Source organism: Aeromonas sp. Lyrl_2 (genome assembly GCF_051948815.1).
GTDB lineage: Bacteria > Pseudomonadota > Gammaproteobacteria > Enterobacterales > Aeromonadaceae > Aeromonas > Aeromonas veronii.
Genome location: NZ_JAYJLJ010000002.1, coordinates 275,820 through 291,564, shown reverse-complemented (window position 1 = coordinate 291,564; position 15,745 = coordinate 275,820). Strand labels below are relative to the sequence as shown.

Genomic DNA, 15,745 nt, shown 5'->3' with positions numbered 1-15,745 from the left:
TTTATTGGCTGATGGATCAATGGCTTTTTACTTCCGTGGAGGGAGTCGGTATGATTTGCCGAGCCAAAAAGACTGTATGGATGATCTGAACTCGATATGCGGATGAAACACCTGATTGCCGCGGCTTTGACCGCCCTCACCCTCTCCGGTTGCAGCCTGGTCTATCGTATCGATATTCCCCAGGGCAACTATGTGGAACAAAAACAGGTCGACAAACTGCGCCAGGGGATGACCCGCGAGCAGGTCAGCTATGTGCTGGGGACCCCCATGCTGCGTGACGGCTTTGACCCCAACACCTGGTACTACCTCTATGAATTCCAGCCGGGCCACGGCGACAAGGAGCGCAAAGAGCTCACTGTCACCTTCGCCAACGACAGGCTGACCACAGTGACGGGTGACTTCCCGCTGCCAGCAGCTTTCAATACCCCGCTCTGATATACCGCAAAACCGGCCTCGCGCCGGTTTTGTTTTATCCAGCCTCCGCACTATCTATCTTGCCCGTTATCCTGTCAGGGGATGTCGTGTCATCTCCCCCATTGCAGCTGCTCGCAAATTGCCCGATGCTGATGAACAGCCACCATGGCATCAACACCATCGAATGACACAGGGAGAATCCCCATGAGCCGGATCCTGATTGCCGGAGCCAGCGGCCTGATCGGTCGCGAACTGGTGCAGCAACTGCCTGCCGAACATGAACTGACCCTGCTCTGTCGCAAGCCGGGCAAGGAGGCGCACCACTGGCTGCCGGTCAATTTTGATGATCTGGCCAGCGTCACCCTCTCCCGCCCGGTCGATATCGCCTTCTGTGCCCTCGGTACCACCCGCAAGGAGGCGGGCTCTGCCGAGGCATTTCGCCGGGTCGATCTCGACTATGTGGTCGCCTTTGCCGATCTGGCCCGCCGCCACGGTTGTCAACGGCTCATCGTGGTCTCAAGCATGGGGGCCAGTGCATCGTCCCCGGCTCTCTATCCGCGTACCAAGGGGGAGATGGAGCAGGCCCTGCTGGCCCAATCCTGGCCACGGCTCGCCATCGTGCGGCCCGCTATGCTGCTCGGAGATCGCCAGCCACCGCGCCTCTCCGAGCAGATCCTTCAGACCATCTACCCGCTGTTTCGGCCACTGCTGGTGGGCAAGCTCGCCCGTTGGCGCGCCATCGAGGCCCGTCAGGTGGCCCACGCCATGATCGCCCTCTCGAAACTGCCCGCCGGGTGTGAGATTGTCGAGAATGAGCAACTGCTGGCCCTCTGAGCCCGGCCTTTTCCACCGCTTTCGCATTCAGTCGTGAAAACAGAAGGGCAAGCCAACCGGCTTGCCCTTTGTCTATCTGTTGGCGAGGTACCCTGACCGCCTCTTGCCATCACAGGCCGCGCTCGACTGTCAGGGCAACATCCATCAACCGCGAATATGGTCGATAAAGGCGTCGATCTGCTCGCGAGTGCAGGCAGGGTTCATAAATACCGCCTTCTCCCCGGCGATGTAGGAGTACTTGCCGCGGGCGTCATAGTCGGAGTGGGCCACCGCCTCCACCCAGTTGGTGTAGAGCCCCACCTTGCCGCGCCCCTTGAATAGGCTGCGGTGGTAGTCAGTGTTGCGCTGCAAGCGCGCCTTGTAGGCAGGATCGCTGGAGCGGGCCAGCTCGAAGGCGAATTCGGCTTCCGGATCGCTCACCCACTCGGGATTGTAGATCTTGAAGCCGACACTCGGCCCCTGATTCTCCTGCGCCACCAGCATGACGTTGCCCAGCTGGCTTAACCGGAAGCGGAAGTAGTTGGCATTTTGCAGGCAGTGGGCCAGCACGGTGCGATACCCCTCCACACCCATATAGTTAAGGGCCGCATAGGCACCGAACAGGCCGCTCGCGCCGCGGGAGCACTCGATGGTGGATTGCAGGTGGGTCTGGCCCTGAATGTCCCGCTCGAAGTAGGAGAAGTTCTCCGGGTCATTCTCCATCGCCTTGAGATCGTCCTGCTCTTTAATCATTACCAGGCTGGAGGTGTAGGGCACATAGCCCCACTTCTGGAAGTCGACGGTGAAGGAGTCGGCATATTTGAGCTCGGCAAAGCGCGCCACGTTGCGCTCGATCCCCGCCAGAGTGGCGCTGTTGATGGCGAGCGGGTTGGCGGCAAAGTCGTAACCCAGGAAGAAGATCATCGACCAGCCGATAGCTGCATCGACGTGGATGTGCGGCTTGACCGCCACCTCAAACTGCTCGCAGAGGCGATTGCGCAGCTCGAACACGGGTTTCACCTGATCCACCCCGAAAGTGTCGGTAGTGCCCATGGTGAGCATGATGGTGGGCACCACGTGTTTCAGGGCAAAACAGGCGGTCAGGGTGCGCTCGAGATGGTCGAGATCGATGTCGTTGTTCTCGCCGACCTGAATGCGGATGGTCTTGTTCTCGATGTCGACCCCGAGCAGGGAGAGGTTGGTGATATTGGAGTAGTGACCGCCCTGGGAGTTGATGATGCGGTAATCCTGATAGTGGCCTAGCCCCTTGTGCTTGGCTTCCGGCAAGCTTTTGCGAATGCCGAGCAGGTAGCCGTAGAGGTTACAGAAGGTCCCCCCTTGGGTGAAGATGCCGGTGGCCCGCTCGGGGTCATAGCCTGCCAGCAGCGCAATCTGGCGTACCACCTTCTTCTCCAGCTCCTCGGCCACTCCAGCGTATTCGGAGTAGACCAGATTGGGGTTGGCCAGAATACCCAGCTGGGCGCCATAGATAGCGGGATCCGCCGACATGGTGATGACGTTCTCGACGCTGGAGGGGTTCTCCCAATCCTTCGACAGCGCGGCGGCAAACAACAGCTCGGCCATGGGCTCGCCCGGAGTGCGCATGGTGGCGGGCACCGGCATGGTCTCACAAAGGTCGGCAAGCCGGGCGCGGCCATCGGGCCAGGCGTTCAGGCGGGCATCCGGCGCCAGGCCACGGGCCCGAAATTCGTTGAGGGTGGCAAATCCGGGTTCACGAAAAACGGGCCAGAGATCGGGATTGCGCGAGAAAAAGTTGGCTTTGACTGTGGCGAAACGGGCGGAGAAATCGGGGTGAACGGCATTGACGCTTTCGTCTTGCAAATAAACTAAGTCACTCATTTTTATACCATTAGTACAGCAAATGTGCGGCCGTTATACCCCTGTGTCAGCGGGGCCGACAGTGACAATATCTAATGGCCTACCCTACTTTTTGTCATGTATCAGCCATCACAAGGGCTGGCAAAAAGGCGCCTTTGAGGCGCCTCTTTATATTTCGTGATCTTGCTCCCATCCTGGCTGACAGCGCCCTCACTACCAGACCACCATCCGCGCAGCGTCCCCCTCAACGCAGGGAGGCCAACAACCACTCGGCAAACTCCGCCTGCTCGCTCTGCTGATGCGGAAAGGCCGCCAGCCAGGGCTGCAGGCGCGCGGAAACCGCCTCCGGTCGATAGCCGCAACCCGCCAGTTCGGCCGCCAGCAGATCAAAGGGGGCCGGCTCCAGAGTATCGCTGAAGAGCTGCGCCCGGGTGATGACCCCTTTCTCCACATCAAAGTGCAGCTCCACCCCGCCCCAGCTGAACCGCTCCTCCAGCAGATGGCTGAACGCCGGAGCATGACCATAGTTCCACTCCCAACTGCGCTGACGGGCGAAGGTCTCGGCAAAGCCCGGCAGATCCGGCATCTGCTCGGGGGAGATGTGCTCGGGCTCAACTCGCGCGCCGTAATGGTGGAAAAAGGCCTCGACCAGCGCCTCGCTCACCTGTTGATGGTCGATCCCCGGCAGCAGTTCGCACAGATTGGCCACCCGGCTGCGCACCGAGCTGATCCCCTTGGCCGCCAGCTTCTTGGGGTCAGGGTTGAGGTAGTTGGCGAGCCGGCCGAGATCGGCATCCAGCAGCAGGGTGCCGTGGTGGAACCCGCGATCCAGAGTCTCCCGATAGGCCGACCCCGATACCTTGCGCTCCCCGTCCGGGGTGGCCACCAGCAGATCGTTGCGACCGGAGGCAAAGGCCTCAATCCCCAGTCGCTTGAGCCCGTCCAGCACGATGGCGGTGGAGACGCTCTTGTCATACTCCGGCTTGCCCGCCATGAAGGTGAAGCAGCTGTTGCCAAGATCGTGGAACACGGCGCCACCGCCACTGCTGCGGCGCGCCAGGGTGACCCCGTCTTCTTCCATGCGGCGGGTGTTGCACTCCTTCCACGGATTCTGGGCACGACCGATCACCACGGTATTGGCGTTGCGCCAGAGGAACAGCACCCGCTGACCGGGGTCCATCTGGCGGAAGATGCACTCCTCAACGGCCAGATTGAACAGGGGATCGTGAGAGTCGGAGAGAAGCAGACGCAAGCGGGACATAAAAAGACCTTATCCGGAACTGGGGGCAGCATGATAACACTGACGGGGTACCATCACTGAGCTGTCGCACATTAACCGGTGCGCAGCAGCCGCGATACATTTGCGTCACACCTGACTGCCCCATAAAAGTATCTATTGATATAACGACACAGCTTGACGTGCAACCACGGGAAAAATGCAGTCAAGCCACAATGACAACGATAAAAACGGGAAAAAGTGGCTAGAATGCGACCACTTCGATAGGCCATATGACTCTCTTATTGGTCACATAACTTGCAAAAAAACGGCATGTATCCATCCCATGTGATGAACGACACAAAAATGACTTTCCAACCCCCCTATACCCTATTGCAAACGCCTTTTCTCCCCTTGCAGGTGACACAAAATTGCTTGAATCTAGCCTAGACATCGCTCCCGAGAGAAACGTTGTATGACGGAGAACGCAGCCCCCCGCCAGTCCCTCAGCTGGTTTATGCCAATGCTGGTCGGTATGGTCATCGCGACCCTGACCTCTTCCCCCGTGCGAGCCGGAGAGCAGGTCATCGTCCAGTTGCCGTGGCAACACCAGTTCCAGTTTGCCGGTTACTACGCGGCCATCGCCAAAGGGTTTTATCGGGAGGCCGGTCTGCATGTCACCCTGCGCGAAGCGGACTCCCGCACCGATGTGGTCAGCGAGGTGATCTCGGGAAAGGCCCATTTTGGCATCAGCGGCAGTGATCTGCTGCTGGATCGGGCTGCCGGTCGTCCGGTGGTGGTGCTCGCCGCCCTGCTGCAGCACTCGCCGCTGATCCTGCTCACGCTGGATCGGCCAGATATTCGCAACCCGGCCGATCTGGCCAACAAGCGACTGATGCTGGAGCCTGGCTCCAACGAGCTGCTGACCTACCTTTCTCACCGACCCGCAGCCGCGACTGGGTCACCCTCCCATACAAACAGGGGATAGAGGCACTGCTGGCGGGCAAGGTGGATGCCATCAGTGCCTACAGCACTACCGAGCCCTTCTATCTGCAGCAAAGAGGCATCCCCTATCGGGTCTTCAGCCCGCGCACCATCGACTTTGACTTCTACGGCGACAACCTGTTTACCTCCGAGCGGGAGCTGATCACCCGACAGGATCGGGTCTACGCCTTCCAGCAGGCCAGCCTCAAGGGGTGGCGCTATGCGATGGACCACCCCGACGAGATGATCAACCTGATCATGGAGCAGTACCCGACCGGGGCTGGCCGTGAACAGCTGGAGTTCGAGGCTCGCGAAACCAGAGAGCTGATGCAGCCGGATCTGCTCGAACCTGGCTACATGCAGCAGGAGCGCTGGCTACAGATCGCCAAAACCTATCTGGAGGCGGGCATGCTCACGGTATTGCCCAACCTCGACCGCTTTATCTACGACCCGGCGCAGGAGCGGCTGCGCCAGCAACGGCAACTGCTCGACAAGAGCGTGGCGGTGGCCATGCTCATCACCTTTACCCTGATGACCCTGCTCGGCATCTTCTTGCACCTCTATCTGCGCCTGCGCCAGGAGGCGCGGGATCGCCAGCGGCTGACCCGTGAACTGGCCCAGAGCGAGCAACACTATCGCTTCGTGGCGGAGAACAGCGCCGATGTGATCTGGACCATGGATGCCGCCAGCTTGCGCTTTCGCTATGTCAGCCCGGCCATCACTCCTCTAAGCGGCTACGAGGCCCCCAAGCTGTTTGCCCTGCCCCTCAAACAGCTACTGCCGGAGGCCTCAAGACAACTGCTGCGCGAAGAGATCTCCGCCACCCTGGAGGCCTGGCAGCGGGGGGAACATGACCAGACTCGCCGGGTCATTCGCACCCAGCTGCGCCACAAGGATGGCCATCTGGTGGCGACCGAGACCATCACCACCCTCCATGGCAACCACAATGCCCAGCCGGAGGCGATCCTCGGGGTCACCCGGGATATCACCGAGCGGGCAGCGCGGGAGGAGATGATGCGCCGCCTCGCCTTCTACGACCCCCTCACCGGGCTGCCCAATCGCCGCTTGCTGCAGCAACGGCTCAAGGAGCTGATGGAGCAGGAGGCACCCCGTCCGCTGGCGCTGATGTTTATCGATCTCGATCACTTCAAACCGATCAACGACACCTTCGGCCACGAGACCGGGGATATTCTGCTCAATATGGTGGCCGAGCGGATGAGCCACTGCGTGCGCAAACAGGATCTGGTGGCGCGGCTGGGGGGCGACGAGTTCGTTATCTTGCTGCCAGAGAGTGGCGACGAAGTGCTGGCGGTGGCCGACAAGCTTCACCAGCAGCTGCGCCATCCGTTCCAGCTTGAGGGGCAGGAGCTGCTCATCTCCAGCAGTATCGGGCTGGCGCTCTATCCCGAGCACGGGGAGGATGCCAAGACGCTGATGCACCACGCCGATCAGGCCATGTATCAGGCGAAGAATCGCGGCCGCGGCCGGGTCTGCCTCTATACCGAAGGGCTTGATCCCGAGCAGGGGGCACTGCTGTGGCAACCCGGCCACGAGTGCGGTCACCCGCGCATCGATGCCGAGCATCGCCAGCTCTTCGTATTGACCAACCGGCTGCTGGAGCGGATGAAAGATCAGCACGAGGATCCGGCCCCGTTTCTGGAGAGTCTGGAGAGCCTGTTCGACATGGCCCGCCACCACTTCGCCTTTGAAGAGCAGATGCTGGCGGAGATCGACTATCAGGAACTCGTCAGCCACCGTCAGGATCACCAGCGCCTGCTCAACAAGGCAGGTCAGCTGCTGCACGCCGCCAAAGCGGGGACATTGGGCAACGACGAGCTGCTCAACTTCATCATTCAGGAGCTGGTGGTCGGCCACATGAGTCAGGCGGATCGCCGCTACTTCCCTCTGTTCAGATCTGAGCGCAACGCGCCGGTTGCGGAGGTGGTCGCCTAGTCCCCCCTGTTCAGCCCCGAGCGTAACGCGCCTCTTGCGAAAGGGGCGACCTAGTCACCGCGCAGGGCAACCACGGGGTCGAGACGCACTGCCCGCAGCGCAGGAGCGACCCCGGCCAGCAGGCCAACCAGGGCGCTGCAACCAAGCGCCAGCAGCAGATAGAGAGGATGGAGGGTAAGCGGCAAGCCGGCCGCCAGCAGGGTGAGCAGCAGTTTTAGCCCGCCGAGCAGGGCCAGCCCCATGGCCCCGCCCAGCAGAGCCAGCACCACGGCTTCGAGCAGGAACAACAGAAGTATGCGGCGCCGCGGGCAGCCCAGCGCCATCAGCAAGCCCACTTCAGGGATCCGCTCCTGCTGGGCGATGCTCATGATGCTGAAGATGCCGACCGCCCCGATCAGCAGCGAGATAATGCCGAGCCCGCCGACCGCCAGCTTGATGATGGAGAGTATCTTGTCGAGGCTGGTCAGCATGTCCTGCTGGGAGGTGAGGGTGAAATCCTCGGCGCCGTGGCGGGCGATCAGCACTCGCCGGATCTGGGCGGTGATATCGGCCTCCGTCTGCCCGGCGCGATAGATGACATCGATCTCCTGCAACCCCTTCTTGTTGAACAGCGCCTGGGCGTGAGCGGCGGGCAGATAGATCATGTCATCCAGATCAAAGCCGAGAAATTGCCCCTTGGGCGCCAGCACGCCGGCCACCCGAAAACGGCGATCACCGGCCCGCAGCAGACTGCCCGGCGCATCTCCGCCGGGAAACAGCTCAGCCGCCACCTTGGCCCCCAGCACCGCATAGGCGCGGGGCATGGCACTGTCGTCCGCGGGCAGAAAACGTCCCTGCACCAGGGTGAGTCGCCAGCCGGAGAGCGCCGCCGGACCTGTGCCCAGAATGGCAGTGCTGCGGGTCAGCCCACGGCTGCGCACCTCCCCCTGCCCCTGCACCACAGGGAGCGCCGCCTCTACCCCTGCCAATCTGGCGAGGGCATCGGCGTCCTCCAGCAGCAGGGGACGACTGCTGGAGAGGATGCCGGGCGGGCCGCCAGCGGTCTCTGTCTTGCCCGGGGTCACGGCGATCAGCCGGGTGCCAAATTGGGAGAAGCTGTCGAGCAGATAGAGCCTGAGCCCCTCGCCGATGCCGGTGAGCAGGGTCACCGAGGCGATCCCGATGGCGATGCCGAGCGCCGACAGCAGACTGCGACTGCGCCCAGCCAGCAAGGCGCGCCAGAGCCAGAACAACAGATCGGCGGCGCGCATCAGCCACCGCTCCACTGCCCGCTGCGCAGGCTGCTGACCGGATCTTGCCGTGCAGCCCGGGAGGCGGGCAGCCAGCTAAAAAACAACCCGGTCAGCAGGGCCGCCGGTATGGTGCAGAAAGTAGCGAGCAGAGGGACTACCGCCGGAAATCCGGGCCAAATCACTCCGGCGAGGCCAACCAGGGCATAGCCCAACACAGTGCCAAACAGTGCGCCACTGCCGCTCAGCAGCAGCGCCTCCCACAAAAACAGCTGGCGGATCTGGCGACTGTCGGCCCCCAGCGCCTTGAGCAGGCCGATCTCGCCGGTGCGCTGGCGGGTGCTGATCAGCGCCAGATTCATCATCATGATGCCGGAGACCAGCAGGCTGATGGCGCCGATGCCGGCAACGGCCAGGGTGAGGGTCGAGAGAATGGTGGAGAAGGTGGCCAGCATAGCGTCACGGCGCACCACTGTCACATCGAGCACCCCGTGGCGCCCCTGCATCAGCTGCTCCAGTCGCTTGACCAGCGGGGGCACGGCTTGCCCCGCCAGCGGCTGGATCAGCAGCCGAAACAGCCCCTCGGTATTGAACAGCCGCATGGCGCTACCGACAGGGATCAGCGCGGCCTCGGCCATATCCATCCCCAGATTGCTGCTCTGGCTGGTGAAGACCCCCACCACCCGAAAGCGACGATTGTCAAAACGCAGCCACTGACCGACCGGATCGACCTGACCGAACAGCTCACGGGCCACCTTGGCCCCGAGCAGGACGGCCGGCCTGTCCTCTGCGGCATCCCCCGGCAGCCAGCGGCCGGAGAGCAGCTCCAGCCCGTGGGTATCGCGCAGCCCGTTGCTGCTGCCAAGCAGCATGGTCTGACGCAACCGCGCCCCCTGTTTGGCCTCGGCAAAGCCCATCACCAGCGGCACCAGCCGCACGTTTGGCTGGTGCTGGCCAAGGTAGTGCATGTCATCGAGGGTGATCTGCCGCAGACTGTTGCCGGTGACCGGCGGCAGCCCGCCGGTGGTCTCCTTGCGGCCCGGGAACATTACCAGCAGATCCTTGCCAAGGGAGCTGAACTGGTCGGCCACATAGCGCCTCGCCCCCTCCCCCAGCGCGGTGAGCAGCAGCACGGAGGTGACGCTCAGACTCACCGCCAGGATCAAGACCAGCGCCCGTGAACGCTGACGCAATAACGCCACGGCGGCAAAGCGGATCACATCGGGGCGCCGCATTCAGCCACCGCCGCTATCAATGTTGATGCGGCCATCGTTCATCAGGATCCGCCTGCCAGCCCGATCACCGAGGCGCGGGTCGTGAGTCACCACCACCAGCGTGATCCCCTGCTCCCGGTTGAGCCCCTCCAGCAGGGTAATCACCTCCTCCCCGGAGCGGGAGTCGAGATTGCCGGTGGGTTCGTCGGCCAGGATTAGCCGCGGCGCCATCGCCATGGCACGGGCGATGGCTACCCGCTGACGCTGACCGCCGGAGAGCTCGGCGGGGCGGTGCCCGGCCCGGTTCTCCAGCCCCAGCTCCCCCAGCAACTGCTGGCTTCGGCGATGGCGCTCGGCGGGGGCGATCCCGCACAACATCAGCGGCAGCTCGACGTTTTCACGGGCGGTGAGGCGGGAGATAAGGTGAAACGACTGGAACACGAAGCCGATGCGATGGCCGCGCAGCTGGGCCAGCGCCGGCTCTGACAGAGTGGCGGTATCCTCCCCTCCCAGCCAGTAACGCCCCTCATCGGGCCGATCCAGCAGCCCCAGCACATTGAGCAGGGTCGATTTGCCGGAGCCCGAGGGGCCCATCACCGCCAGATACTCCCCCTCGGCAACCCGCAGGGAGACGCGGTCGAGGGCAGCCACTTCGCTCCCCCCCAAAGTGAAACGACGGCTGACGGCATCAAGGCGAATGAGATCACTCATCCGTCTGCTCCGTGGCGGCGCTGAAAGGGCCCTCCCCGACAATCTGTCCGGGCTGAGCTGCCAGCCGATCACCGGCGGCGAGCCCCTCGGCCACCTCAATCCAGTTCCAGTTCTCCACACCCCAGCGGGGTACCACCCGCACCAGCTTATCCCCTTCCAGCCGCAGCACGCTGCCATCGTCGGCCCGGCTGCTGGCCGCTACCCGCAGCACATCGGTGGCGCGGGTCACTTCGACTTCGAGGTCAGCGCTGTAGCCGATAAGCAGGGGCACATCGGTGGGCAGGGCAGTGAGCGCCGCCTCCACCTCCACGGTGCGGGCCTGCTTCTCCAGCTCCTTCACATAGGGGGCGATACGGGTGACGGTGGCGGCAAAATCGCGCCCAGGCATGGCATCGAGCAGTACCCGGGCAGACTGGCCCACCTTGAGGCGGGCGGCATCCACCTCATCGATGGGGGCAGAGACATACAGACAGCGATCGTCGATGAGATCGATAACCGGGGGCATGGCCACTCCGGGCGGTGAGGGGGTCATGTATTCGCCCAGCTTGCTGTTGACCTCCGCCACCACTCCGGCAAACGGCGCCAACAGGCGACGCTCGCTCAAGCGAGCCTCCACCTGGGCAACCTGCGCCTCGTCGACCCGCTCCTGCTGACGGGATGCCTGACAGACATAGCGGCGGGTATCGGCCAGATTCTGGGCCTGCTCGGCGAGGGTGCGGGAGGTGAGATTTTTGGCCAGCAAGGTGGCCAGCCGGTTGGCCTCCCGCTCGTAGTAGGCCGCCTCGCTGCAACGCTCCTCGCGCTGGGTCTTGCCAAGGGCCTGCTGGGCGCGGGCACGGGCGAGATCGGCGTGAATATCGTCACTCCAGAGGGTCAGCAGCAGATCTCCCCGGGCTACCCGCTCCCCGGCCTTGACGGCGATCTGCTCCACCACGCCGCCACCGGGCAGACTGAGCCCGGCCCGCTGGCACGACTTGATGGTGCCAGCCCGGGTGTTGACCACGGTGACCAGCACATCCCCCCGCCCGACCTCTGCCAGCCTGATCGGCGTCGGCTGCGGTCGCCACCACCATGCTGCCGCAGCCACCGCTACCACGGCGCCACTTCCCCACCACAACCAACCTTTCTTCATCGCGCATCCTTTCGCTAGTGACTCCCGTCATGAGCGTCGGGAGAGCAGGGCATAATAGAGCAAGGGTATCACCACCAGGGTGAGCAAAGTGGAGACCAGGATCCCGAAAATCAGGCTGATGGCCAGTCCGTTGAAGATGGGATCATCGAGGATAAACAGGGCTCCGATCATCGCCGCCAACGCCGTCAGCATGATGGGTTTGGCCCGTACCTGCGCCGCTTCGATCACAGCCTGCTCGAACGCCACTCCGGCGCTGCGCTGCTGCTCGATAAAGTCCACCAGCAGGATGCTGTTGCGTACGATGATCCCGGCCAAGGCGATCATCCCGATCATCGAGGTGGCGGTAAACTGGGCCCCCAGCAGGGCGTGGCCCGGCATCACCCCTATGATGGTGAGCGGAATGGGAGCCATGATGATGAGCGGCACCAGATAGGAGCGGAACTGGGCCACCACCAGCAGGTAGATGAGGATCATCCCCACGGCGTAGGCTAGCCCCATGTCACGGAAGGTCTCGTAGGTGATCTTCCACTCCCCGTCCCACAACAGCGCCACCTCTCCCAGTTTATCCGGCTGCTGTACGTAATATTGGGGCAGATCGATGTCGGCACCGGCGGCAAACATGCCGTAGAGCGGGCTGTCGGTGTGGCCGCCCATGTCGGCCACCACCATCACCATGGGCTGCATGTTCTTGTGCATGATATAGCTGGGGGCCACCTCATCACGGCGACTCACCAGCTCGGAGACCCGCACCAGCTGGCCGCTCTGGCTGCGCACCTTGAGGGCCAGTACGCCCGCCAGATCCCGTTTGTCACCGGGAGCCAGTTCGATGCGGATCGGCACCGGATACTTGGCGCCGTGACCCTGCAGCCAACTGGCATCCTGATAACCCACCCCGCCATTGAGGGTGTTCACCAGATCCCCGAGATCGACCCCGAGCAGGGCCGCCTTGCTGCGATCCACCACCAGCCGCCACTTGGGCTGCGGGTCGGTCAGATAGATATCCACATCCACCAGATCCGCCGTGGCCACAAAACGGGCCTGTACGGCGCGAGCGGCCGCTTCGCGGGCGGCCTGAGTCGGGCCATAGATCTCGGCAACGATGGGGGACCAGACCGGCGGGCCAGGCGGTACCTCAACGACTTTCAGGTTGCCACCCACCGCGCTGGCGATGGCCTGCAGCGGGGCTCGTACCGACTGGGCAATCTGGTGGCTGCTGCGATGGCGCTCATGCTTGTCCACCAGATTGACCTGAATATCCCCCACGTTGGCACCGCTGCGGATAAAGTAGTGGCGCACCAGCCCGTTGAAGTTGATGGGGGCCGCGGTACCGGCGTAGATCTGGTAATCCTTCACCTCCTCCACCTTGGCAAGCTCCCGCCCGACCGCCAGCAGGGTGCGCTCGGTCTGCTCCAGGGTCGCCCCCTCCGGCATATCGAGCACCAGCTGAAATTCCGACTTGTTGTCAAAGGGGAGCATCTTGAGCACCACCCACTGCACCACCGGCATGGCGGTGGCGGCCCCGACCAGCAGCAACACCACCAGCCAGAGTTTGCGTCTGGCGCGCTTGGCGCCACCACCAATCAGGAAAGGGGTCATCAGCCGGTGAAAAAGACACGCCTTGGCCTCGCCGTGGGTACCGTGCACCGAATCCTTGAGCAAATGGCTCGCCAGCCAGGGGGAGAAGATAAAGGCCACCAGCAGGGAGATAAGCATCCCCATGCTGGCATTGATGGGGATGGGGCTCATGTAAGGGCCCATCAGCCCGCTGACAAAGGCCATCGGCAGCAGGGCCGCGATAACGGTCAGGGTCGCCAGTATGGTCGGCCCCCCCACCTCATCCACCGCCCCCGGAATCAGATCCTTGAGCGCCCCCTTGCCCAAACCGCGATGGCGGTGGATGTTCTCCACCACCACGATAGCGTCATCCACCAGAATGCCGATGGAGAAGATCAGCGCAAACAGCGACACCCGGTTGAGGGTAAAGCCCCAGGCCCAGCTGGCAAACAGGGTCAGTGCCAGGGTGATGACGATGGCAACGCCCACCACCAGCGCCTCGCGCCAACCCATGCTCACCAGTACCAGCAGCACCACCGCCGTGGTGGCAAAAATCAGCTTGCCGATCAGGGTGTTGGATTTGGTCTCGGCGGTAACGCCGTAGTCCCGGGTCACCGTCACCTCGACCCCGGCAGGAATAAGCCGATTCTTGAGACTCTCGACCCGCGCCTCCACCCGCTTGGCCACATCAACCGCGTTCTGGCCCGGCTGTTTGCCGATGGCCAGCGTCACCGCCGGATAACTGGCTTGCCCCTGCCCCATCCAGCTGCGCTTGGTCGGAGTCTCCTGACCCAGAGAGACCTTGGCCACCTCCCCCAGATAGACCGGCTTGCCGTCGTGCCGCCCCACCACCAGCTCTCTAGCCTCCTGCTCACTTTGCAGGAACTGCCCCACCTGCACCTTAATCTCACTGTTGTTCTGCTCGATAGCCTGTGTCATGCCTACCTGATTGGCGGCCGCCAGTCGCTGGCTCAGTTCGCCCCAGCTGATGCCGTGGGCGCTGAGGGCCGCCGGATCCGGCATCACCCGCAACACGGCACTCTGGCTGCCCAGCGTGTAAATATCGCGGGTACCGGGAATGCGCTTGAGTTCGGTCTCCAGCTCATGGGCGACCCGGGTCAGTTCGGGTGCCCCCAGTTGCTCGCTCCCCTCTTTGCTCCATAAGGTCAAACTGACGATAGGGACATCATCGATCCCCCGGGGTTTTACCAGTGGCTGACCGACTCCGATCCCCTGTGGCAACCAGTCACGGTTGGAGTCGAGCTGGTTGTTGAGATCGACGATGGCCTGCTCGCGGCTCACTCCCACCTTGAACACCACCACCAGCAGGGCGCCATCAGGTTGAGAAAAAGAGTAGAGGGTATCAATGCCCTTTATCTGGGAGACCACCTGCTCGGCAGGGGTAGTGACGAGAGAGGCCACTTCAGCCGGAGTGGCTCCCGGGAAGGGAATGTAGACATCGGCGAAGGTGACATCGATCTGCGGCTCCTCCTCCTTGGGGGTCACCAGCACTGCAAACAGACCGAGCAACAGCCCCACCAGCGCCAGCAGCGGCGTGATGGCCGAGCCCTGGAACAGCGCAGCCAGCCGACCGGCAGGCCCCAGCCTCTCCTTGTTGCCGTTCAGCTCGCTACTCATGGGCCACCTCCTGCTGCTGCGCCCAGGCATCAGGGGCCAGCTTGTCACCGGCTTGCAGCCCGGCCAAGATCTCGCACTGCCCTTCAAAGCAATGGCCGACCCGCACCGGCGTCAGGGCCCAGCCAGCGGGCTGCTGCAGATAGACGCCGTTGAACTCCCCTTGCCGCAGCAGGGCGCGATCCGGCACCTGCAACACCTGACGTTCACCCTGTTTGAGCTGCACCTTGAGCCACATGCCGGGCAATACCCCGGCAGTTTGCGGCGGCAAGTCGAGGCGCAACTTGAAGGCGTGGCTCTGGCTGTCGGCATAGTTAAAGCGGGTCAATTTGACCGGGGTAACAGACTTGCCATCCGGCAGCAGCACCTGCACATCCGCAGGCTCACGAGCCAGCGTCAGGGCGGATTGGGGCAACTCCACCTCCACCCGCAAGGTGTCGAGAGAGAAGCCGGAGAGCAGTGGGGTACCGGGGGCGACAGTCTCCCCCAGCTCTACCAGCCTCTTGGTCACTACCCCGGCATAGGGAGCCAGAATGCGGGTATAACCGTAGGCCTCGCGGGCCTGAGTGAGAGCCGCATCGGCAGCATTCACCTCGGCGCGGGCGGAGCGATCAGTCGCCTGGGCATTGTCGAGCTGGGCGCGGGTGATCACCCCCTTGGCAATCAGCGCCTGAAAGCGGGCGAGCTGGCGCTCGGCTTCCACTTGCTGAGCCTGCGCCCGCGCCAGCCGCGCCTCGGCACCCGTGACGGCGGCAAACTGCTCCTTGCCGCTGATCTCCAGCAGCGGCTGCCCCGCTTGCACCTGATCGTTCACATCCACCAGCATGCGGGAGACCCGGCCGCTGGTCTGGGCCGCCACCGTCCCCTGATTGATGGCACTGACGGTGCCATCCAGCGTCAGCCAGTCGGTCACCGGCTGTGGCGCCACTGTCAACAAGGGCACTGTCAGTGGGGCAATAGGCTCCCCGTCCGCGGCAAGGGCCCGGGGGGATGTCATGGCCTGCGATGTCATCACCAACAAGGTGATCCCCAGCAACCGGATCTTTTCCAT

General features: G+C 63.2%; 10 protein-coding genes and 1 pseudogene. 3 read left to right on the top strand and 8 right to left on the bottom strand.

Annotation, left to right across the window (positions count from 1 at the left end):
* The first annotated feature begins 96 nt into the window (after nucleotides 1–96).
* On the top strand, nucleotides 97–435 hold the full coding sequence (gene bamE, locus VF684_RS03030) for an outer membrane protein assembly factor BamE (protein WP_005337980.1): 339 nt from the start codon (nucleotides 97–99) through the stop codon (nucleotides 433–435).
* A 183-nt stretch (nucleotides 436–618) separates the two neighbouring features.
* Nucleotides 619–1,248 (top strand): NAD(P)H-binding protein, encoded by a 630-nt coding sequence (locus tag VF684_RS03025; protein ID WP_376898682.1) that lies wholly within the window; start codon nucleotides 619–621, stop codon nucleotides 1,246–1,248.
* 144 nt (nucleotides 1,249–1,392) lie between these two features.
* Here VF684_RS03025 and VF684_RS03020 read toward each other — a convergent pair whose 3' ends face one another.
* Together VF684_RS03020 and VF684_RS03015 are read right to left on the bottom strand one after the other, a co-directional pair.
* A complete protein-coding gene (locus VF684_RS03020) occupies nucleotides 1,393–3,087 on the bottom strand; it encodes a pyridoxal phosphate-dependent decarboxylase family protein (RefSeq protein WP_139441204.1) in 1,695 nt (564 codons plus the stop codon).
* 223 nt (nucleotides 3,088–3,310) lie between these two features.
* Nucleotides 3,311–4,327, bottom strand: a complete 1,017-nt coding sequence (locus VF684_RS03015; protein WP_440173735.1) for a lipoate--protein ligase A — start codon at nucleotides 4,325–4,327, stop codon at nucleotides 3,311–3,313.
* A 430-nt stretch (nucleotides 4,328–4,757) separates the two neighbouring features.
* Here VF684_RS03015 and VF684_RS03010 point away from each other — a divergent pair.
* Nucleotides 4,758–7,219 (top strand): annotated as a pseudogene (locus VF684_RS03010) (diguanylate cyclase domain-containing protein).
* A 50-nt stretch (nucleotides 7,220–7,269) separates the two neighbouring features.
* Here the strand turns inward: VF684_RS03010 and VF684_RS03005 are convergent.
* From VF684_RS03005 to VF684_RS02980, 6 genes are read right to left on the bottom strand one after another with little or no spacing between them, the layout of a single operon-like run.
* Nucleotides 7,270–8,469 carry an ABC transporter permease gene (locus VF684_RS03005; protein ID WP_139730964.1) on the bottom strand — a complete coding sequence of 400 codons (1,200 nt, stop codon included), beginning with the start codon at nucleotides 8,467–8,469 and terminating at the stop codon, nucleotides 7,270–7,272.
* Nucleotides 8,469–9,683 (bottom strand): ABC transporter permease, encoded by a 1,215-nt coding sequence (locus VF684_RS03000; RefSeq protein WP_064338368.1) that lies wholly within the window; start codon nucleotides 9,681–9,683, stop codon nucleotides 8,469–8,471. Before VF684_RS03000 ends, VF684_RS03005 begins: the two co-directional genes overlap by 1 nt.
* Entirely contained in the window at nucleotides 9,684–10,373 is a 690-nt protein-coding gene (locus tag VF684_RS02995) for an ABC transporter ATP-binding protein (protein WP_042080313.1), read from the bottom strand.
* Entirely contained in the window at nucleotides 10,366–11,505 is a 1,140-nt protein-coding gene (locus VF684_RS02990) for an efflux RND transporter periplasmic adaptor subunit (protein ID WP_139441209.1), read from the bottom strand. Before VF684_RS02990 ends, VF684_RS02995 begins: the two co-directional genes overlap by 8 nt.
* A gap of 27 nt (nucleotides 11,506–11,532) precedes the next feature.
* Complete coding sequence (locus VF684_RS02985) at nucleotides 11,533–14,697, bottom strand: efflux RND transporter permease subunit (RefSeq protein ID WP_139730963.1); 3,165 nt, start codon at nucleotides 14,695–14,697, stop codon at nucleotides 11,533–11,535.
* Nucleotides 14,690–15,745, bottom strand: a complete 1,056-nt coding sequence (locus VF684_RS02980) for an efflux RND transporter periplasmic adaptor subunit (protein ID WP_204381724.1) — start codon at nucleotides 15,743–15,745, stop codon at nucleotides 14,690–14,692. The genes VF684_RS02985 and VF684_RS02980 overlap by 8 nt, the downstream gene beginning before the upstream one ends.

Bases quoted from the DNA above. Each gene is read 5' to 3' on its own strand.
- VF684_RS02985 (WP_139730963.1), bottom strand. From the start codon at position 14,697: ATGAGTAGCGAGCTGAACGGCAACAAGGAGAGGCTGGGGCCTGCCGGT.
- VF684_RS03020 (WP_139441204.1), bottom strand. From the start codon at position 3,087: ATGAGTGACTTAGTTTATTTGCAAGACGAAAGCGTCAATGCCGTTCAC.
- VF684_RS03015 (WP_440173735.1), bottom strand. From the start codon at position 4,327: ATGTCCCGCTTGCGTCTGCTTCTCTCCGACTCTCACGATCCCCTGTTC.
- VF684_RS03025 (WP_376898682.1), top strand. From the start codon at position 619: ATGAGCCGGATCCTGATTGCCGGAGCCAGCGGCCTGATCGGTCGCGAA.
- VF684_RS03000 (WP_064338368.1), bottom strand. From the start codon at position 9,683: ATGCGGCGCCCCGATGTGATCCGCTTTGCCGCCGTGGCGTTATTGCGT.
- bamE (WP_005337980.1), top strand. From the start codon at position 97: ATGCGGATGAAACACCTGATTGCCGCGGCTTTGACCGCCCTCACCCTC.
- VF684_RS02990 (WP_139441209.1), bottom strand. From the start codon at position 11,505: ATGAAGAAAGGTTGGTTGTGGTGGGGAAGTGGCGCCGTGGTAGCGGTG.
- VF684_RS02980 (WP_204381724.1), bottom strand. From the start codon at position 15,745: ATGGAAAAGATCCGGTTGCTGGGGATCACCTTGTTGGTGATGACATCG.
- VF684_RS03005 (WP_139730964.1), bottom strand. From the start codon at position 8,469: ATGCGCGCCGCCGATCTGTTGTTCTGGCTCTGGCGCGCCTTGCTGGCT.
- VF684_RS02995 (WP_042080313.1), bottom strand. From the start codon at position 10,373: ATGAGTGATCTCATTCGCCTTGATGCCGTCAGCCGTCGTTTCACTTTG.